This window comes from Massilia sp. UYP34 (genome assembly GCF_056279385.1).
The window spans coordinates 509,468-528,672 of sequence record NZ_JBWBRF010000001.1 but is presented as its reverse complement, the minus strand read 5'-3'; the positions used below and the strand labels follow the sequence as shown (position 1 = coordinate 528,672).

The following is a 19,205-nucleotide window of genomic DNA, read 5'->3' as shown; positions in this document are numbered from 1 at the left end:
TGGGTGCGTTCGACAGGACCGCAAGGGGATCAGGATGCCTGCCCGGCCGCGTGCGCGGTAAGGTGCAGCCCATAGCGCACGTCGTGGCGGTCGCCCGGCGGGGCGTCCAGCACCAGGAAGGCGTCCCAGCCGAGGCGGCCGGGATGCCGGTCGTCCAGCGTGGTGTTGTGGACGTCGGCGGCGCGCAGCACCACCTCGACCTCGTATTCGAGCGCGACGCCGGTGAACAGCGCCAGCACGCTCCCCAGGGCCCGCGCCGCCAGGCCGCCCGGCAAGAAGCCCTGGAAGCTGGCATGCGCCAGCGGTCCCACGACCAGGCGCAGGCGCAGGCTGCGCTGCCAGACGCGGGCGCCGGCGATCGCGCGCGTGCCGAGGACGGCGCTGTCCTGGCCCAGCGTGGTCTGCTGCGCCAGCGGCACGTCGTACCAGGATCCGACGAACTGCTCGGCCTCGACCTGCTCGCCGAAGTATTCCGACAGCACCCGCGCCAGCTGCACGGCGGACACCGGGCGGTGCCGGATCGCGGCCGCGAAATACCCGATCGATTCGTCCAGCACGGCGCCGTCGTCCGCCCCGGCCAGGCGCCGGCGCAGCGCGGCGTCGCCCAGGCCGGCCAGGGACAGGAGCAGGGGCAGGAAGGCGTCCTGGCCGTCCAGCTGGTACTTGAACGGCAACCGGTACTTGCGCCAGGCTTCGTAGAACAGCGCCAGCGAGCGGTTCGAGAACACGTCCAGGAAGGCGCGCGGGCCCTGGTCTTCGTCTTCGTTCCTGTGGCGCGCCGCGTGCTCGGCGATGCGCTCGGTGTAGTGGGCCGGCAGCACGCCGTGCCCGCCCAAGAGGCCCATGAAGGCGGGGGTCAGGTGCACGCGGCGCAAGGTGCCTTCGCGCACCGCCTCGCCCAGCGCGGCGGCGTCGTTCGGCAGGTCGAACGGCATGCCGATCTCGAGGTCGCGCAGCTCGGGCTCGATGGCTTCCAGCTGGCTGGCCGGGAAACCCAGGGAGAGGGTGTTCCGGAACCGCAGCATGTCGGCCACCAGGCCGTGCGGGTCCCGGCCGCGGCGCTTGAGCCACAGCTCCAGCACGCGCACCGCCTGGAAGAACTCGAAGCGCCACGGCTCGCGCAGCAGGCGCTCGATCACAGGAGACTCAGTTCTCCGCTTCTCGGCCCGCATCGCAGCAGCTCCTCTCCGGATTGGTGGGACACGATCACCAGCTGGGTGAAGCTGTTGGCGTGCACGTACAGCGCCAGGAAGCGCTCGACGATGTGGGCAAAGGCATGGATGCCGCTCCCCACGAACGCTTCCTCGTCGATCGTGATCCTGACCTCGACCCCGCGCACCAGGCAGTTGAAGGGGTTCCCGGACAGCCAGGCGCTGGTGGGCACGTAGGCGATCGCATTGATGCCGCCGACCTGGCGCGTCGAGGCGGCCGAACGCGGCAAGTCGTGCAGCGCCAGCATCTCGCGGAAGGCGTCGACGCCGCCGTCGGCCAGCGACAGGTGGTTGAGCGAGAGCAGCGAGATCAGGCGCCAGTGCGCGCTGCGTCCGCGCGCGAAGCGCCAGGTGGGGCTGGGTTTGCGCAGGAAGGAAATCTCGCGCACGCTGGAACCGCCTTCGAGGAACAGGTCGCCGCCCGGCTGGCCGTAGCTCAGCAACTGTGGCAGGTCGCGGTTGGTGCAGGTCAGCTCCAGGTTCAGGGTCGTGGTCTCGACGTCGGCCGGGTCGAAGTCGATGTCGACGATCGAGATCTGGGTTTCGAAGCCCGGGCTGCGCTCGGCCATCGTGTCGTCGCGGCGCATGGCCCAGTAATGCCCGTTCTGCTCGGGCGTCTGCGCATGCTTGAGCGAATAAAAGGGCTGGAACCGCACCACCGTCTCGCCCTGCGGCGTCTGGCGCACCAGGTTGACCTCGTCGATCGCGTTGACCTCGTAGGCATAGGCGCGGCGCGCGTCGGCCAGCACCGGATAGCTGGCCGTGGCATGGGTCAGGCGGATCGGTTCGCCGCGCTGGGCGAACAGGTTGATCACCGGCGTGCAGCCGGCCACCAGGTTGTTGGTCGACAGGGTGGACAGCATGCGCGCCAGGTTCGAGTCGCTGCGGATCCCGCTCAAGGCCAGGTGCACGGTGACGCGGCGCGTGCCCGCCGGCAGGCTGCGCGCCAGCAGCGCCAGGTCGAGGTCGACGAAGTTGAACTTCTCGGGAAAGCAGAAGTATTCGGTCAGCAGGCGGTAGGCGGTGTGGGAACGCGCCGGGAAGTCGATCAGCGCGTCGCCCTCGACGAAACCGGCGGCGCGCACCGGCAGCGCCGGCAGGGCGATCCAGTGGCCGCCCTCGGGCTGCGCATAGGCGGCGACCGTGCGCGCCAGCAGCGCGTCGCGCAGGGCCGCGCAGAACGAGGGTTCGCCATCGAGGAACAGGCGCAGCGCCGCCAGGTCGATCGCCTCGAGGCCGCCCCCTTCGCAGCCAACGCTCAGGGACAGGCTGATGCTCGCGCTGGCGCCGGGCGGCAGGCGCACCGCGTCCGGCGCGTGGATGATCGGCGAGAACACCGCGCGGCTCAGGGCCAGCGGCGCCATCGCGACCGGGTACACGGTGCGGAAGATGCACGTCACGCCGCGCACCGGGCGCGTGGTCAGCTTGGTGCCGCGCGGGATGGTGCTCACCGCGGTCTGCTGCTTGGCCGCGGCGGCGATGTCCAGGCGCGCGATCGAGCACGATGGAAAGGGCCGCAGGTAATGCGGATACAGCACGTCGAACAGCGCCTCGGTGAACTCGGGATAGTCGTCGTCCAGGCGCTTGGCGATGCGCGCGTTGAGAAAGGCGAACGACTCGATCATGCGCTCGGTATGCGGGTCTTCGCATACTTCGCCGCTGATCGACAGGCGGCCGGCGATGCGCGGATAGCGTTCGGCGAATTCGCGCAGGTTGCGCCGCAGGTAGGCCAGTTCGCTTTCGTAATAGGGCAGCAGGCGGTCCAACTCAGGCTCCCGCCGCCGATGGCGATGCCGCCGCGCCGGCGGCATTGGCCGAGCCCGCGCGGCCGGCCTTGCGGATGCTGTACTGGAGCGTGGACGGCTGCAGCACGGCGTCGAAGTTGACCGGTTCCTGCGACATGCTCCCCATCAGCACCGCCGTGATCGAGAAACTCAGGCGGTTGACCGAAGGCGCGCCGCCATCGCCCTGCATCTCGAGCAGCGCCTTCACGTTCTGCAGCCGCGGTTCATGGCGCGCGATGGTGTTTTCGATGCAGGCGCAGATGTGCGCACGGTCGGCAGGACTGGACAGCGAGCGGTCGGCGAAGTCGCACAGCCCATAGCCGACCATCGACCGGACGCATTCGGGAAAGGCGGCCAGCGCGCCGTCCTGGATGGTCGAGCGCGTGTTGAGCAGCGCTTCGAGGTCGCGCGCCACCGCATCCTTCAGTTCCTCGACGTTCAGGCGCGCGACCGCCACGCCATTGCGCTGCGGCTGGCCGAGCAGGCGGTCGAACAGGTCCGGCGTGAATCCTTTCATCGATCCCCCTCGTTTGGCACACGCTGGTGTTGCAGACTGAAAACCAATCGCATGTTGCCACGGCGTTCAGCGTCAACCTTTGATCAAGTTCACATGCGCAACAGCATCTCGTCGTTATCGTTTCTTTTCGCACAGAACAAGGTGAAGGAACGACAACCATGACCAGCAAAGTCCTCTGGGGCGAAGGCCTGCTGCTACGCCCGCAGCATTTCCAGCGCCAGGACGCCTACCACGAGCATTGCCTGTACAAGGGCGTCAAGGCGGCGCACCCGTATGCATGGGGGGTCGAGCAGTTCGAGATCGACCGTGAGGCGCTGGCGAGCGGCATGCTGCGCGTGCTGGCGCTGTCGCTGCGCTTCCAGGACGGCGAGCTGTACGAGGCGCCCGGCCTCGACGAACTGCCCGGCACAGTCGACCTGAGCGGCCTGCCGCAGTCGGTGCAGGCCGTGACGTATTACGCGGCGCTGCCGGGACTGAAGCCCTTCAATGCCAATTTCGTCCAGCCGGGGCAGGCAGCGAACACGACGCGCTTCATGCAGGCCAACGAGGAGACGCCCGACCTCTACACGCAGGCGGCACCGGTGCAGCTGGCCTACCTGAAGCGCGCGCTGCGCCTGGTGTCCGAATTCGAGCCGCGCGACGCCTACATCCATTTTCCCTTGCTGCGCGTGCGTCGAAGCGCCACCGGCGGCTTCGAGCCCGATCCGGCGCTGGTGCCGCCGTCGATGTCGCTGGGCGCCGCCCCGGCCCTGTTCCAGCAGCTGCGCCGGCTGCTCGACGCGCTGCAGGCCAAGGTCGGCGCGCTGTACGGCCACCACCGCGAGCCGACCCGCAACGTCATCGAATTCCGCTCGGGCGACATGTCGTCGTTCTGGCTGCTGCACACGGCCAGTTCGGCCTATGCGGCGCTGTCGCACCACTTCAACCACCCGGCGCTGCACCCCGAGCGCCTGTTCGAGGCGCTGCTGGACGTGGCCGGCGGCCTGATGACCTTTTCCAAGAACTGGACCCTGTCCGACCTGCCGTCCTACCAGCACCACGACCCCGGCCCCGCCTTCGCCAAGCTGCACCAGATCATCCGCGAGCTGCTCGACACCGTCATCTCGGCCAAGTACTTCGGCATCTCCCTGAACGAAGTGCGGCCGTGCTACCACATCGGCATGCTCGACTCGGGCAAGATCGACGACGACACCACCCTCTACATCGCCGTCTCGGCCGACATCCCGGCGGTGGAACTGGTCGACGTGGCGCCGCTGCGCTTCAAGGTCGGCGCCCCGGACGACGTCGAGAAATTCGTGCTCTCGGCCCTGCCCGGCGTGCGCCTACAATACACGCCGCAGCCGCCGGCGGCCATCCCCGTGCGGCCCGACACCTGCTACTTCATCCTCGAGGCGAAAGGACCGATGTACGAGCGCATGCTCAAGGCGCAGTCGATCTCGATCTATGTCCCGGCCGGCATGAAGGAGCTCAAGCTCGAGCTGCTGGCGGTGATGTCCTGACCGATGTTCTGAAAAAAGGAGTGCAACCATGGCAGGAGCACTGATCAGACTCGGCGACAAGACCTCGCACGGCGGCGTCGTGCTCGAAGCCTCGCCCAACAGCGACATCGACGGCGTCGGCATCGCCCGCATGGGCGACCGGACGAGTTGTCCCAAGCACGGCCCCGGACCGATCATCGAAGGCGATGCGACCCTGATCGTCGACGGCAAGGCGGCCGCGCGGCACGGCGACAAGACCGCCTGCGGCGCGACCCTGATCGCCGGCCAGCAAACCACCATCGACCAGGTCTGACCCATGTCCACCATCACTTCGCCTCCTTCCCCAGGCTGGCTCGGCCGCATCGGCGGCAGGCTGATCGCGCGCCAGCCTGTCACGCAGGCAGCCGCCGCGCCGGCAGTGCAAAAGGACGCCGTCCCGGCACGCCGTTGCCCGACCTTGGCCATCCTGGCCGGCGCGCTGCGCACGCCTCACGGCGCATCCGCAGAGGAGCTGGGCGCCGCGCTGGCCGCCAACAAGGTCGATGCCGACCTTGACCGCGAACTGGTCGACGACGATGGCTTTCCGGTCATGAGCGCACGCTGCGAACCGGCCGGCGACGAAGCGGTGCGCGACGAGATCGCCGACTGGCTGGAGACCTGCGCCACGCCGGCGCCGCATCTCGGCGAGGAACAGTGGCGTGCACTCGTCCTTGGCACGGCGGTCCTGCGCGAACTCGCCGACCAGGCGGCCGGGCTGCCGGTCCCGGACGACGGCGCGCCTTTCGCGCTGCAACTGGCCCTGGTGCTGCCGGACGACTGGCAGGTGGAACCACGGCAGGCGGCGTCGATGTGGTGCAGGCAGGTGCTGGCGCAATCCGGCTGGCCCGCGGCGCGCATCGATGTGACCGAACAGGCAGCCCCGGCGCCGCTCCTTGCCCGGATGGCGCAGCAGGCGGAAAAAAGCACGACGCCCGCAGCAGCGATCCTGCTCGCGTTCTGCTCCCACATCGGCCAGGAGACGGTCGACCGCTGGTCGGCCGACGGCACGTTGTTCACCCCCTCTCACCCGCGCGGCCGCATCCCCGGCGAGGGCGCGGCCGGCCTGCTGCTGGCGCCGGCCGTGGACGGCGCCGGCATGGCCCACGTCAGCCTGGAAGCCGAGGCCTGCGATCCGGCATCCGTCGGCCTCAGGCGCCTGTCGCCGCAGCGCCTGAACACGCTCGCCGGGCGCCTGCTGGAAGATGCGGCGATCGCGCCGGCCGCCATCGCCATGATCGTCGCCGACGCCGGCGCCGACACGCGCCACGCGCTCGAACTGATGGAGTTTGGCGGCGCCACCGCGCCCCACCTCGACAATGCCAGCGACATCGTGCGCCTCGGCCCGGCCTGCGGCGCATGCGGCGCCGTGCCCTTCGTCGCCACGCTGGCGCTGGCCGCGCACGCCGCGCTCGAACGCGATGCGCCGCTGCTCTGCGTGAGCAACGACACGCCGGACGTGCGCGCGCTGGCCCTGGTCCGCCCCGCTCCTTTGTTACAGGAACAGGACACGCCGTGAGCTCACCCTATTACGTGCCGTCGGGCCGCCTGCCGGCGCCGGCGTTCGTCTGGACGGCGGCCTGCGCGGCGTTCGTCGTCATCCCGGCCTGGCTGTATGCCTGGCTGACGACCCACTCGCCGCTCGTCCTGCTCGACTGGGTTGCCATGTGCGTCTTTGCGGGCGTGATGGGCGTGGCCGCGCGCCAGGTGGCGCGCCGGGCCAAGGCGCGCAACCCCCTGTGGATGGGCGGATTGGGCCTGGCGATCGGCGTCGCGGGCTGGTATGCCCACTGGGCCGCCTGGCTTGCCATCGCCGACGCGGGCAGCTTCTCCTCTCTGCTCGGCGCGCCCCAGGACATGTGGCGCTTCGGGATGATGCTGGCGGAGCACGACGTGCGCCACGTCGCGGGGATGCGGATCGAGGGCAGCGCGCTGGTCGCCGGCTGGATCGCCGAATGCATCCTGTTGACCACCTTGCCCCGGTCGCTGGCGCGCAGCGCGGCCGAAGAACCGTTCTGCGAGCTCACCAACAGCTGGGCGACGCCGGTCGCGCTGCCGCGCAAGTTCGCGTGGATCGAGGAACCCGACGTCGTCGTGCACCGGCTCGAAACCGCGCCCACCGAACTGCTGTCGATCCTCGGCGCCGGCGTCGCAACGGACGCCGTGCGCTACGGCGCGGTGACGCTGTACCGCACCGCGGGCGACCCGTTCGTCTCGATCGACAACGTGAAGGTCGAGCGCGACGCAAAAAAGGAAAACAAGGAGCAAAAAAAGACCACGCGATCGGTCATCGCCTACCTGCGCCTGCCGGGCATGGACGCCGACCGGATCATCGAGGCATGCAGCGCAGCGAGCGCAACCCAAAACACAACAAACACCGGACAGGCCCAGGCCGACCCGCCGGAACTGGCCGAGGCCATCGACCATCTCGGCGCCGGCCGCCTGGAACAAGCGCTGGCCGGCGCCGTGCCCCATGTCGCGGCCACGCAGGACGGCGTGCGCATCGATGCGATCCGCCTGTGCGCGATGGCCAGCGCGCGCCTGGGCCGCTGGGCCGAATCGCTGCTTTATTGGCATGCCTTGTGCGACGAGGAGCCGAACGCCTTCAATGCCCTGCAAACCGGATGCTGCTGCGCCATGACGGGCGACCCGGCGCGCGGCGAAGAGTGGATCGCCTGGGCACGCGCACGCAATGCCGCCTCGCAAGAGATGCCGGACCCGCAGATCGTGACCAGCTTCATCTCGGCCCTCACCCAGTCCGGCCAGGCGGCGCGGGCGATGCCGTATCTGGAGCAGATGCGCGCGATCTATACGGACCTGGGCTGCACCGACGCCACCTTGCTGTTCGTGCGCCGGGCGCCGCTCTTCGGCGCTTTCCTGCAGGACAGTCTGCCCATCGTCCGCGCCGTGCTGGACCAGGAGGAGGGACGCGCCTGGTATGCCGCGATGCTGCCGCATCTCGACGGGCCGGCGAACGAGACATTGAACGCCTGGCTGGACGAGAATTTTGCCAACATGGCATCGGTCACGCCGGCCTCGGCCTGAGATAGCGGCAAATCCGCGACACTTGGCGTGATTGCCTGATGCTTTTGAGCAACCAAACCATCGTCTAGCGTATGATGGACAGCCCTACAACGAACATCCTGACGCGGTATGAAAACGGATATGGCACACCTGGACGTGACGCTCGACGACGTCATCGGGGCGGCCGACACCCTCCAGAACGACAAGCAGCAGGTCACGATCGAGGCGGTGCGCGCCCTGATCGGCGCCGGCTCGACCAAGACCATCCACCAGCACCTGGCCACCTGGCGCGCCAGCCACGCGAAACCGGTGGAGGCGCCGAAGGCCGAGATGCCGCCCGAGCTGCTCGCCGAACTGAGCCGCTGGGCGCAGCAGTATGCGCAGGATGCCGGCGCCGGCATGCGCGACGCGCTGTCGCGCGCCGAGAGCGACATGGATGCGCTGCTCGCGGCGGGGAATGAACTCGAAGCCGAGCGTGACGGCCTGAACGCCGAACTGGGCGACGCACGGATCGCGCGCGAACAGGCCCAGCTGATCTCGGACGAGCGCAACGAAGAGATCGAGCGCCTGACGGCCGAGCTGCGCAATGCGCGCCAGATCGCGGCCGACGCGCTGGTCGGCAAGGCCAAGGATCAGTTGGCGATCGACGGCAAGGATGCCCAGCTGGCCGACCTGCGCCAGCAGCTCGAGCGCAACGTGGCGGCCACCGCGGCCGAGTCGGATGAGCGCCTGCGCGCCCAGATGGAGCTGGTCGGCGTCACGACCGAACGCGACAACCTGGTGGCCGAGGTCAAGGAATTGCGCACCATGCTCGACAACTCGCGCAACGAACGCAGCAATCTGCGCGCCGAACTCGAAACCCTGCGCGCGCGCAAGTAAGCGTGTCTACGATGAAATAAAAAAAGCCTCGGTTCAAACGAACCGAGGCTTTTTTAATGCTTGAATCATTGCTGATTGAATCGCTGCGGCAGCGCCGCAGTCCTTCTTTACAGCATTACTCCTGCGTTGCCGCCTGCACGTCCAGCGTAACCGCCTTCAGGCCCAGCGCAGCGCTGCTCTGCTGGCGGATCTGGTTGGCGAAGGCCGGATCGTCGTTCAGCGTGCGGCCGTACGACGGAATCATCTCGTGCATCTTGGCTTGCCATGCTGGCGTTTCCAGCTTGTCGCGGAAGGCCGATGCCTTGAGCACCTTGAGCATGATCGGCGCGGCGGTCGAGGCGCCCGGCGAAGCGCCCAGCAGGGCGGTGACGGTGCCGTCGCTCGATGCCACGACTTCGGTACCGAACTGCAGCAGGCCACCCTTCTTCGGGTCATCCTTGACGATCTGGACGCGCTGGCCGGCGTTGACCAGTTCCCAGTCTTCCATCTTCGCTTCCGGGAAGTATTCACGCAGGGTCGCCACGCGGTCTTCCTGCGAGTTCATCACCTGCTCGACCAGGTACTTGGTCAGCGGGATGTTGTCGATGCCGGCTTGCACCATCGGACGCACGTTGCCGGTGCCGATCGAGGCCGGCAGGTCGACCCACGAACCGTTCTTGAGGAACTTGGTCGAGAAGGTCGCGAACGGGCCGAACAGCAGGGCTTTCTTGCCGTCGATGATGCGGGTGTCGAGGTGCGGCACCGACATCGGCGGCGAACCGACCGAGGCCTTGCCGTACACCTTGGCGTGGTGCGCTTCGATCAGCGCCTGGTTGGTGGTCACCAGCCATTGGCCGCCGACCGGGACGCCGCCGTAGCCCTTGGCTTCGGGAATGCCGGTCTTTTCCAGCAGCGGCAGCGCGCCGCCGCCGGCGCCGATGAACACGAACTTCGCGCTCACGGTCTTGAGCTGGTTGTCCGCCAGGTTCTTGACGGTCACGTTCCACAGGCCATCCTTGCCGCGCTTGATGTCTTCGACCTGGCTGCGCAGGTTCAGGGTCATGCCGTGGGTGCCGGTCAGGTGCTTGACCATGCTGCGGGTCAGGGTGCCGTAGTTGACGTCGGTGCCGATGTCCATGCGGGTCGCGGCCACTTTCTGGTTCGCGTCGCGGCCATTCATGACCAGCGGCGCCCACTTGCGGATGGTCTCGTGGTCTTCGGTGTACAGCATGCCCTTGAACAGGTTTTCCTTTTGCAGCGCGGCGTAGCGCTTGCGCAGGTAGCTGATGTTATCGTCACCCCAGACAAAGGCCATGTGCGGCACATTGGTGATGAAGGTGTTCGGCTCTCCCAGATATTGCTTCTTGACCTGGTAGGCCCAGAACTGCTTCGAGATCTCGAACTGTTCGTTGATGTCGACAGCCTTCTTGGTGTCGATGGTGCCGTCCGGCATTTCGGGCGTGTAGTTCAGTTCGGCGAAACCGGAGTGACCGGTGCCGGCGTTGTTCATGGCGTCCGAGCTTTCGGCCGAGACCGAATCCATGCGCTCGAACATCTCGATCGTCAATTCGGGATCGAGTTCCTTGAGCATGGTGCCAAGGGTGGCGCTCATGACGCCGGCGCCGATCAGGACGACGTCGACCGGTTTGTCATTGGAAGGAGCGGGGGCTTTGCTGCACGATGCGACGATGAAGCAAGAAAGGACAACGAGAAGCGAGGTGCGCATACGAAGTATCACCTGAAAAATGGTTGCGATGGCCTGGCATGCAATCAGATTTAAAAAGTTCAACGGCTCGGTAAAGGAACGTTTCCACACCGCCTGCTGGCGGTATCGAAGCACCGATAAGGAACGGGCTGGCGAGACATGTCGCGATCCGTGAGGACAGCAACAACACTCGGCAACCGACGCATAGCGAAGGCAAGGCAACGGCGCGCCGATGACGGTCGGGCCGGCCTTGCAAGCAACACGGATATGACGCGCTGACACGGGTTGTCAGGCGGGCCAGTCGATATCCCTGGCGTCCATTGAGCGGGAAGTCCTATAGAGGACTGAATGGAGTATAGCCCAAACGAATCAGGCTTGTGCGGGCCGCTGTCGGTATTCCCGGCCCTCTCAGTATTCGAGCTGTGGCGGCCTAGGTAGTATTACTTAGACCACGCGCCGGCGGGCCTGCGGCCCGGGTTCAGTCGTCGTCGGCCCCAGGTTTCGGGGCGCTCAGCCCCATGACTTCGAAGATATGGATGCGGCCATCGCGGCGCAGGAACAACTCCTGGTACAGGTCGGCCGCGCCCAGTTGCCCCCACTCGGCCGCCCGCCGCAGCAGGTAGGGCACCGGACTGTGTGGCTCGGCCCGTTGCAGGAAACCCGCCACCTGCTCCAGCAATGCGTAGGCTTCGGCGCGGTCGCGGATGCCGCCATCGCCGGCGCCGGGCGCCGTGTTGGCGGCAGCAGCAGGGGCAGCAGCAGCGGCGGGCAGTGCGCGGTCGGCGGCGCACACCGCCGGTTCCGCGACCGGCACAGCCGCCGCAGGAGTCGCGATGGGCGCCGCAGCCGCAGGCGCAGTCGCGATGGGCGCCGGATCGGCATGCCGGGCCAGGCCGCGCCGCCGCAGTTCGGCCTCGACCAGGCCATGCACCTGCTCCAGCGTGGCCTTGAAGGCGCCGAACCCTGGCGCCTCTCCGCCCAGATGGCGCACCAGCAGGGCGGCCAGGCGCGCCAGCATCGCCAGGGAGTCGGCCAGGTCGCGTTCCAGCGCGACCTGGACCTCGTCGGCGGTGGCGGCGAGCGCAGCGGCCAGCTCGGCGAAGCCCGGGCCTTCCAGCGCGCGTCCCGGCGCGGCCTGGGCCAGGCGCTCGAGGTGGTGCGCGCGATCCCAGTCGGCCAGCGCATAGGTGCGCTCCTGGCCGGCAGTGAGCGGCACGCCGCGCAACAGCGGCGACAGCGAGCGGTCGATCCAGCCGAAGATGGTGATGCGCTGGCCATGATCGCCATCCGCGCCGCGGGGATGGAGATCGTCCCAGTAATCCTCGCACAGCCGCGTCAGCAGGTGCAGGCCGCCGGCGATCGTGGCGAAACCGCGCTGGTGGATCTGCGCCTCCAGCAGCCAGGCCGCCACCTGCAGGTCCTTGCCCTCGTTGGCCAGGGCCGAAGCCGCGATGTGGACGGCCTTGCCCCAGTCGGCGCGCTTGAGATCGCGCTGCCAGACGCCCATCGGCAGGCTGGCGTCGTCGGCCTCGCGCGCGCCGCGCAGCGCCGCGGCCGCGCGCCCATGGCGGGCGGCAGTGCCGGCGCGCTCAGGCCCATCGATCGGCGCCAGCAATTGCGCGAACGGCATGCCGACAGCGTCGGAAAGGGCGTGCTCCGCACGCGCGATGACAGCCGCGTGCATCTCAGCGCTCCGATCCGGTTGGAATGATCTGGTTCATGCTTGTTTTCCTTTCGTGGACGTGCGCACGCACGGTGTCGTCTTCGAGCGGCGCCCGGCTGACACGGTCCGCACCCGCGCCCCGCGCCGTCCGGGAATGCTGGCGTGGCGTCTACCCGGTACGTCATCGCGGATAGTTCCTGGAAGGATACAGGAGATGCAGCTCCTGGGGACGGGCAGACCTCGCTTCGAGAACCGGCGCCAGCAAGGACTTGACATGACCCGCCGATGCGCTTCGAATCGTCATGGACGCTTGTCGAGCGGTATATGTTCGCTGACGAAGTCGATGAAGGCGCGTAATTTGGGGGTGATGTGCTTGCTGGCAGGCCATAGCAGACGGAACGTGTTCTGTTCCAGCGTGTAGTCCTTCAGCACCCGTACCAGCGCGCCGCTTCGCAGCGCCTCGCCGACGGCGAAATGCGGCATGTACGCGATACCGATCCCCTCGAGCGCGAAACAGCGGCGGGCCTCATCGGTATTGCAGGTGATGCGGCGGCCCAGCAGCGGCTCCGGTTCGCCGACGCCCAGTTGCAGTTGCCAGGCCTGCAAGCGGCCGGTATTGGGCATGCGGAACTGGATGCAGTCGTGATCCTGCAGGTCACGCGGATGCAGCGGTGTGCCGCGGCGCGCGAAGTAATCGGGCGCACCCACCAGCCACATCTGAAACGTGCCGAGCGTGCGCGAGGTCAGCCGGGAGTCGTCGATACTTCCGCTACGAATCACGACGTCGTACCCCTCGTCGATGACGTCGACATGGCGATTATCGAAATCCAGATCCAGCTCCACTTCCGGATAACGCTGCTGAAATGCAGCCAGCGTCAACACGAACGGTTCGCTGATCATCGGTAATCCAATGCGCAGGCGGCCGCGCGGCGTACTCATGGTTTGCGACAGCTCCGCCTGCGCCGCATTGAATTCGTCGAGAATGCGCCTGGCGCGCTCCAGGAACATTTCTCCTTCCGCGGTCAACGTCACGCTGCGGGTGCTGCGGTGGAACAGGCGCACGCCCAGGCTTTGTTCGAGTCGGGCGATGCTTTTGCCGATGCCCGACGCCGAGACGCCGACTGCCCGGCCGGCGGCGACGAAACTGCGCGTGTCAGCCACGTGCACAAATATACTGATGGCAAAACTATCCATATGACTTCCCTTGCGCGGACAGTTTGTCCTGTATATACGGAAGTCTAACCTACTTAATCAAAAGCAATATATAGGTTATCTTGAACCTGTCGGCAGGCGATCGTCGCCCGACGCGCATTCAGCGTTGACGAACGCGATTATGGAGGGAATGTCCATGGCCGGGAATCGGCCGTGATGACAGGCGGGAATCTATCCCGGCGCCTCCAACGAACCCTGCGCGACACATGGTTTAAGCAGGAGCATTTTTTAAACCGCCAACCCCGACCTCGTGGCGCGAACAACACGTGCCGATCGCGAGGAAGCGGAATCATCAGCTGAGAAATTCCAAGGCAGCTTTTGCCTTGAGGAGCTTGACATCCGGCGAACGAACGGTCCACGCTAGGCCTTTTTGTTTGCGCGGATTGCCACCCTTTTTCATTCGTCGTAGCTGTGCAAGCAGCATACGCTTGCATGCGAGTAAAGCCGCAGGCAAGCACACCAGCCGACAGGCGCCGGCAGACGGCGGCGCCCCCGGCGTTACAGGAGAAACAAGCATGACTACATTCCAACGCATCGTGCTGGCCTCGCGTCCCACGGGCGAGGCCACACCAGAAAACTTCCGGCTCGAAACGGTCGAGGTTCCCGTACTGAAGGACGGCGAAGTGCTGGTCCGCAACGAGTACATGACGGTCGACCCGTACATGCGCTCACTGATGAACGAGGGCAAAAGCTACATGCCGCCGGTGGAGCTGAACGCCACCATGGCCGGCGGCACGGTGGGCGAAGTGGTCGCGTCAAAGAACCCCAAATTCGTCGTCGGCGACAAGGTGGTCGACAATCTGGGCTGGGCCGAAATGGGCGTCTCGGACGGCAGCCAGATGCGCAAGGTCGACACCAGCGAAGTTCCGCTGCAGGCCTATCTGGGCGTGGTGGGCATGCCGGGCATGACCGCCTGGTACGGCCTGAACCAGATCATGGCCCCGAAACCCGGTGAAACCGTGGTGGTGTCGGCCGCCAGCGGTGCGGTAGGCAGCGCCGCCGGCCAGTTGGCCAAGCTGAAGGGCTGCCGCGTGGTCGGCATCGCAGGGGGCAAGGAAAAGTGCGATTACGTGGTCAATGAACTCGGCTTCGATGCATGCGTCGACTACAAGGCCGGCAACCTCGTGGCCGACCTTGCCGCTGCCACCCCGGACGGGATCGACGCGGTGTTCGAAAACGTCGGCGGCGAAGTGCTGGACGCCTCGCTCGCGCGCATGAATCCCTACGGCCGGATTGCCGTCTGCGGCCTGATCGCCGGGTATAACGGCGAGTCGCTCCCGGTCAATAATTTCAAGGCGGTGCTGGTCATGCGCCTGACCATGCGCGGCTTCGTCGTCGGCGAGCACATGGAGTTCTGGCCCCAGGGCCTGAACGAGCTGGCCATGCTCGTCGCCTGCGGCAAGCTCAAGTACCGCGAAACGATCGCGCAAGACCTGGCCAGCGCTCCCGAGGCCTTCCTGGGTCTGCTCAAGGGCAAGAACTTCGGCAAGCAGCTCGTCAAGCTGACCCGATAACGGGCCTGCGATAGCCAGCCGGAAGGGCTCCCCGCCGAGCCTGTTTTGCGCGCCCGGTGGTAGAGCAAGACCGAGCGGCGTGGACTCCCGGCTGTCTGACAGCGTCGGCAGTCACGAGGCGGGCGCGTCACCCATGATCAACGAGCCCGGACATTGCTGTCCGGGCTTTTTATTATTCTTGGCAACTCGGTATTGCCCATGCTCATTCCAGGTCATCAGAGTGCATCCGGCACGCGGAGCTCAGCGCTTGCGCATTGATTTTGGGCTATGTGCGGTAAGCCACAGAAGGCAAGCTTCGAAACGCGGATAACGGTGTCAGCAAGAAAAAACGTGTTTCGTACAAGCGGTTAAAAAAGAAATAGAACACGCCCCCATGGGCCGCTCCGTGTCTCCCCAGCTTCACATCCCACAAGGAATTATCATGAACATGCCCGTCAATAGCGCTTCGAAGAGTCGTGCCCATCCGATGCTGATCGTTGCCAGCAGCGCCGTCGCGCTGGTCTGCCTGACCGGGACCGCCGCCCTCATGGGATGGCTTCCGAGTTCAGTGGGCGCCAACGCCGATGCTGCTACGTCGGCGCTGGCGCAACCCGTGATCGCTGCGGCGCCTGCGAACCCTGCCCCGCAGGCGATCCATGCAGCGCCTCGGCATGTTGCGCCCAAGCCGGTTGCCCAGGCCCCATCCCGTGCCGAGCCGGTGCGCCGGGTCCAAACGCTGGTTTGCCAGAATTGCGGCACCGTCGAATCGATCCGTACGATTACCACCGGCGGGGACGGTAGCGGGCTAGGCGCTGCGGGGGGCGCCGTTGTTGGCGGCCTGTTGGGCAACCAGGTCGGCGGCGGCCACGGCAAGCAGGCGATGACCGTCGTCGGCGCGATCGGTGGTGCCCTCGCCGGAAACCAGATCGAAAAGAAGGCAAGAGCCACGCAGAGCTATGAAACCACGGTCCACATGAACAATGGCTCGACGCGCACTGTCGCACAGGCAACGCAACCTGAATGGCGTAACGGTGACCAGGTCAAGATTGTCGACGGCGTCGTGCAGATGAACGGCTGAACCGTATGACAAGCCGCAGCGCGCCTGGTGCAAGCCAGGGCGCTGCGGTTTCCGACCACCGGCTGCCGCGTGCCCTTGAGTGCCCGCCGCGGCCGTTTTTTTGTCTGGACGCCAGGCGCATCGACCAGCGCATGGATCAAACCGTACCACCATGTCGATACGAAGTATCCGTGCCACCGCGGACGCACATCCATCATCGCCGTGCCGTCGTTGCGCGAGCGTCCCACATGAAACGGTCGCACATCATGCTCGAGCTCGACACGGCGATCACTACAATAACCAGTCGATTGGCAATATCGACATCAACGAGACGCCTGCACGCTCGCCCAAGCTGGTGCCCGGCTCAACGTCATGCCGCAAAACCGTTCCCCCGCGGCGCTCCAGCCAATACAGCTGCCCTTCGGGGGACAGGCGCACTTCGTAGGCCTCCGTCGGCATTCTTTCATCAAACGCGGCAAAGATGCGTCGAGCCAATAGCGGGCTTTCGATAACAAAACCCATCTCGGTGTTGAGCCTGGCCGAGCGCGGGTCGAAATTGAAGGAGCCGACGAAAACGCGGGAACGATCAACCGAGAAGGTCTTGCTGTGCAGGCTCGAAGCCGAACTGCCCCGCAGGCCCAACACTCTCCTGCGCGCAGAAGCCTGGGTCAGGCGCCGAAGTTCGTAGAGCGACACTCCGGCTTCGAGCAGCGTCTTGCGGTGCTTTGCGTAACCTGCATGCACCGCCGCCACGTCGGTCGCTTCCAGAGAATTGGTCAGTATCGTGACCTTGACACCGCTTTTGACCAACGCCACGAATGTATCGGTTCCGGCCTCCATGGGCACGAAATAAGGCGATACCAGATTCAGTTCGGAAACCGGTTCGCCCATCCTCTTCCTGAGCTTGTTGACGACAAGGCTGCGGGGTTCTTCCAGCCCCAGTCCCTTGGCAGGATCGTCGCTGATCATGCGCGTCGTGGTCCATTCAAAGACCAGGCGGTGTTCCAGCAGGTCGCTGGCAAACGTGGAGCCGCGCAAGGCGCGCAGGTAAATCAGGGCACGCGGGCTGCGTTCAATATCTGACGCGGCTGCCGCCAGTGCATCGAGCGCGATGCGGTCCACGGCGGGCAGCCACCCACCTACAGGATACGATGAGTTGCTGTTCCAGTAGCGATCGAAGTCTTTTGACACCTCGGTGACGACCGGTCCGATTGCCATGATGTCGAGGTCCGCAAACAAGACGTCGTCGGCAGCGCCAAAGTAGGCGTCTCCCACATTCCGGCCGCCTACGATCGTCACCTGATTGTCCACAGTAAAGGACTTGTTGTGCATGCGGCGGTTGGCGCGGCTGAAGTCGGTGAGATAGCCGAAAGCACGCACGCTTCGAATAACAAATGGATTGAAAAGGCGCACTTCGATGCTGGAATGTGCATCGAGTGCTGCGAGCAAGGGATCCAGCCCGGAGGTATTCTGGTCGTCGAGCAGCAGCCGGACCCTCACGCCGCGGTCGGCAGCCTGGCGCAAGGCGGCAAACAGCAAGGTGCCGGTCATGTCGTTGTGCCAGATGTAATACTGGATATCGAGGGTGCGCTCGGCGGCCTGCGCCAGGAGTGCTCGCGCAGCAAAGGCGTTGCGGCCATCGGCAAGGGGATACACACCGGATTTGCCCGGATGCGCGCTCACCCCTGCCGCGATTGCTCGCCCGAGCTGAGTGGCGCCTGTATCCAGGTCGGCCGCGGAGCCAGGCCGGCTCGCCAGCGGCGGCAAGGCAGAGCAACCGGTGATCAAAAATGACAGCACGCACAGCGCAAATGCGGACGCCGGGCCGTAGCGATACCGACGCGCGTTCACATCCTGGCCGGCCGTTCCGCCGCTATCCGCAACGCGCTTGGACACGCCCGTTTCGTCCCGCCTCATCCTCGGCACTTCCCCATCCCACAGTGCAGCTTGTAACCTGCGGCCAATGGCCTGCCCAGGGCCGGGCACGGGCATCGGGTTGCCTGGGCGGACACGCGATGCCAGATCAGCCATGCAGCAGGAAGGTCCAGAGCATGGCCACGACTTTGGTCGCCGCGAGCGCCGCAACGGGCGAGGTGAGCGGACCCAACCAATTGGCCGAGCGGATCATCACGCTCGTGTAGTCCTGGACTACGTTCATGTTGTTGCTTTCTTATTGAGTACACCCTGCTCAGCAGGGGGCGGGCTGTGAAAGGCCGGCAGCGCGCCGGTCCCCGCCTCCACGCAGCACTATTACCCCATCCGATAGCCGGCTCCGTTCGGTACCACGCAAAGAAAAGACATAGATACCAAACACAATATTTCTTGGTTTTATGAAATTCGCATGCTAGGCTCCTGTGACATCAACGAAATCACCACGAAACAACTCACCCAGCGTGCTGTGTATGCAAGACCCAAACCAGAACCATCTTCTCGCAGCCCTGCTGGACGCCGAGTTCGAACGCCTTTCGCCTCACCTTGAATCCCTGCCGTTGCGCCTTGGCGACGTATTATGCGAGTCGGGCGATACGCTCGACTATGTGTACTTCCCGACGACGGCGATCATCTCCCTGCACTACCTGCTGGAAAACGGCGGCTCGTCTGAAATCGCCGGGGTCGGCAATGAAGGGATGCTGGGGGTATCGCTCTTCATGGGTGGCGGCAGCACCCCGAGCCGGGCCGTCATCCAGACCGGCGGCCATGGTTATCGCTTGCCCGTGCGGATCCTGATGGAAGAATTCAACCGGGCTGGCCCGGTGATGCGCCTGTTCCTGCGGTATACCCAGGCATTGCTCACCCATATGTCGCAGACCGCGGTCTGCAACCGCCACCATACCGTGGAGCAGCAACTGTGCCGCTGGCTGCTGCTGACGCTCGATCGCCTGGGCGCCGGCGAACTGACGATGACGCAGGAACTCATTTCCAACATGCTGGGAGTGCGCCGCGAAGGCGTGACCGAAGCGGCCGGTCGGCTGCAGGGACGCGGCCACATCAGTTATCGGCGCGGCCACATCACCGTGCTCGATCGCGCCGGCCTCGAAGGGCATGTGTGCGAATGCTACGGCGTCGTCAAAAAAGAATTCGGCCGGCTGTTGTCGGACGTACGCCACCACCAACCTGCGGGTTTGTCCCGGCGCGCTGCCTGACAGCGCGTGTCGCCACCACCTGCC

The 19,205-nt window shown here is 65.9% G+C and carries 16 protein-coding genes; 8 read left to right on the top strand and 8 right to left on the bottom strand.

Translation table 11 applies throughout. The annotated features are described in order from the left end of the window. Window positions 1–29 precede the first annotated feature (29 nt). The 3 genes from tssG to tssE are packed head-to-tail and all read right to left on the bottom strand — an operon-like array spanning window position 30 to window position 3,512. Complete coding sequence (gene tssG, locus ACZ9AQ_RS02345) at window positions 30–1,172, bottom strand: type VI secretion system baseplate subunit TssG (RefSeq protein ID WP_429201026.1); 1,143 nt, start codon at window positions 1,170–1,172, stop codon at window positions 30–32. Continuing rightward, on the bottom strand, window positions 1,136–2,977 hold the full coding sequence (gene tssF / locus ACZ9AQ_RS02340; RefSeq protein ID WP_429201028.1) for a type VI secretion system baseplate subunit TssF: 1,842 nt from the start codon (window positions 2,975–2,977) through the stop codon (window positions 1,136–1,138). Before tssF ends, tssG begins: the two co-directional genes overlap by 37 nt. A 1-nt stretch (window position 2,978) precedes the next feature. After that, window positions 2,979–3,512 carry a type VI secretion system baseplate subunit TssE gene (gene tssE / locus ACZ9AQ_RS02335; protein ID WP_429201030.1) on the bottom strand — a complete coding sequence of 178 codons (534 nt, stop codon included), beginning with the start codon at window positions 3,510–3,512 and terminating at the stop codon, window positions 2,979–2,981. Between the two features lie 158 nt (window positions 3,513–3,670). On the opposite strand from tssE, the gene tssK reads away from it, so the two are divergent. The 5 genes from tssK (at window position 3,671) to ACZ9AQ_RS02310 (ending at window position 8,929) form a co-directional block, all read left to right on the top strand. Further along, window positions 3,671–5,011: a type VI secretion system baseplate subunit TssK gene (tssK, locus tag ACZ9AQ_RS02330; RefSeq protein ID WP_429201032.1), complete on the top strand. Its 1,341-nt coding sequence runs from the start codon at window positions 3,671–3,673 to the stop codon at window positions 5,009–5,011. Between the two features lie 28 nt (window positions 5,012–5,039). After that, window positions 5,040–5,303, top strand: coding sequence for a PAAR domain-containing protein (locus ACZ9AQ_RS02325; RefSeq protein WP_071360974.1), 264 nt, complete (start codon window positions 5,040–5,042; stop codon window positions 5,301–5,303). A gap of 3 nt (window positions 5,304–5,306) precedes the next feature. Then, the gene (locus ACZ9AQ_RS02320) at window positions 5,307–6,545 is read left to right on the top strand and encodes a hypothetical protein (RefSeq protein ID WP_429201034.1); all 1,239 of its coding nucleotides are present in this window, start codon (window positions 5,307–5,309) and stop codon (window positions 6,543–6,545) included. Further along, window positions 6,542–8,071, top strand: a complete 1,530-nt coding sequence (locus tag ACZ9AQ_RS02315; protein WP_429201036.1) for a hypothetical protein — start codon at window positions 6,542–6,544, stop codon at window positions 8,069–8,071. The genes ACZ9AQ_RS02320 and ACZ9AQ_RS02315 overlap by 4 nt, the downstream gene beginning before the upstream one ends. Window positions 8,072–8,191: 120 nt before the next feature. Then, window positions 8,192–8,929 carry a DNA-binding protein gene (locus tag ACZ9AQ_RS02310; RefSeq protein WP_429201038.1) on the top strand — a complete coding sequence of 246 codons (738 nt, stop codon included), beginning with the start codon at window positions 8,192–8,194 and terminating at the stop codon, window positions 8,927–8,929. A 115-nt stretch (window positions 8,930–9,044) separates the two neighbouring features. Here ACZ9AQ_RS02310 and mqo read toward each other — a convergent pair whose 3' ends face one another. The 3 genes from mqo to ACZ9AQ_RS02295 all read right to left on the bottom strand — a co-directional run bounded on the left by mqo (window position 9,045) and on the right by ACZ9AQ_RS02295 (window position 13,470). After that, on the bottom strand, window positions 9,045–10,634 hold the full coding sequence (gene mqo, locus ACZ9AQ_RS02305; protein WP_429201040.1) for a malate dehydrogenase (quinone): 1,590 nt from the start codon (window positions 10,632–10,634) through the stop codon (window positions 9,045–9,047). A gap of 457 nt (window positions 10,635–11,091) precedes the next feature. Then, window positions 11,092–12,297, bottom strand: a complete 1,206-nt coding sequence (gene tssA / locus ACZ9AQ_RS02300; protein WP_429201041.1) for a type VI secretion system protein TssA — start codon at window positions 12,295–12,297, stop codon at window positions 11,092–11,094. Window positions 12,298–12,576: 279 nt separating this feature from the next. After that, window positions 12,577–13,470, bottom strand: a complete 894-nt coding sequence (locus ACZ9AQ_RS02295; protein WP_429201043.1) for a LysR family transcriptional regulator — start codon at window positions 13,468–13,470, stop codon at window positions 12,577–12,579. A 533-nt stretch (window positions 13,471–14,003) separates the two neighbouring features. On the opposite strand from ACZ9AQ_RS02295, the gene ACZ9AQ_RS02290 reads away from it, so the two are divergent. Both ACZ9AQ_RS02290 and ACZ9AQ_RS02285 read left to right on the top strand, forming a co-directional pair. Beyond that, window positions 14,004–15,002 (top strand): NADP-dependent oxidoreductase, encoded by a 999-nt coding sequence (locus tag ACZ9AQ_RS02290; protein ID WP_429201045.1) that lies wholly within the window; start codon window positions 14,004–14,006, stop codon window positions 15,000–15,002. Between the two features lie 421 nt (window positions 15,003–15,423). Beyond that, a complete protein-coding gene (locus ACZ9AQ_RS02285; protein ID WP_429201047.1) occupies window positions 15,424–16,059 on the top strand; it encodes an outer membrane lipoprotein in 636 nt (211 codons plus the stop codon). Between the two features lie 270 nt (window positions 16,060–16,329). Here the strand turns inward: ACZ9AQ_RS02285 and ACZ9AQ_RS02280 are convergent, their stop codons facing one another. Both ACZ9AQ_RS02280 and ACZ9AQ_RS02275 read right to left on the bottom strand, forming a co-directional pair. Further along, window positions 16,330–17,934 carry a phospholipase D family protein gene (locus ACZ9AQ_RS02280; protein ID WP_429201049.1) on the bottom strand — a complete coding sequence of 535 codons (1,605 nt, stop codon included), beginning with the start codon at window positions 17,932–17,934 and terminating at the stop codon, window positions 16,330–16,332. A 127-nt stretch (window positions 17,935–18,061) separates the two neighbouring features. Continuing rightward, a complete protein-coding gene (locus ACZ9AQ_RS02275) occupies window positions 18,062–18,196 on the bottom strand; it encodes a hypothetical protein (protein ID WP_429201051.1) in 135 nt (44 codons plus the stop codon). A 244-nt stretch (window positions 18,197–18,440) separates the two neighbouring features. Between ACZ9AQ_RS02275 and ACZ9AQ_RS02270 the strand changes: the two genes are divergently transcribed. Beyond that, the gene (locus tag ACZ9AQ_RS02270; RefSeq protein WP_429201052.1) at window positions 18,441–19,181 is read left to right on the top strand and encodes a Crp/Fnr family transcriptional regulator; all 741 of its coding nucleotides are present in this window, start codon (window positions 18,441–18,443) and stop codon (window positions 19,179–19,181) included. Window positions 19,182–19,205: the final 24 nt, after the last annotated feature.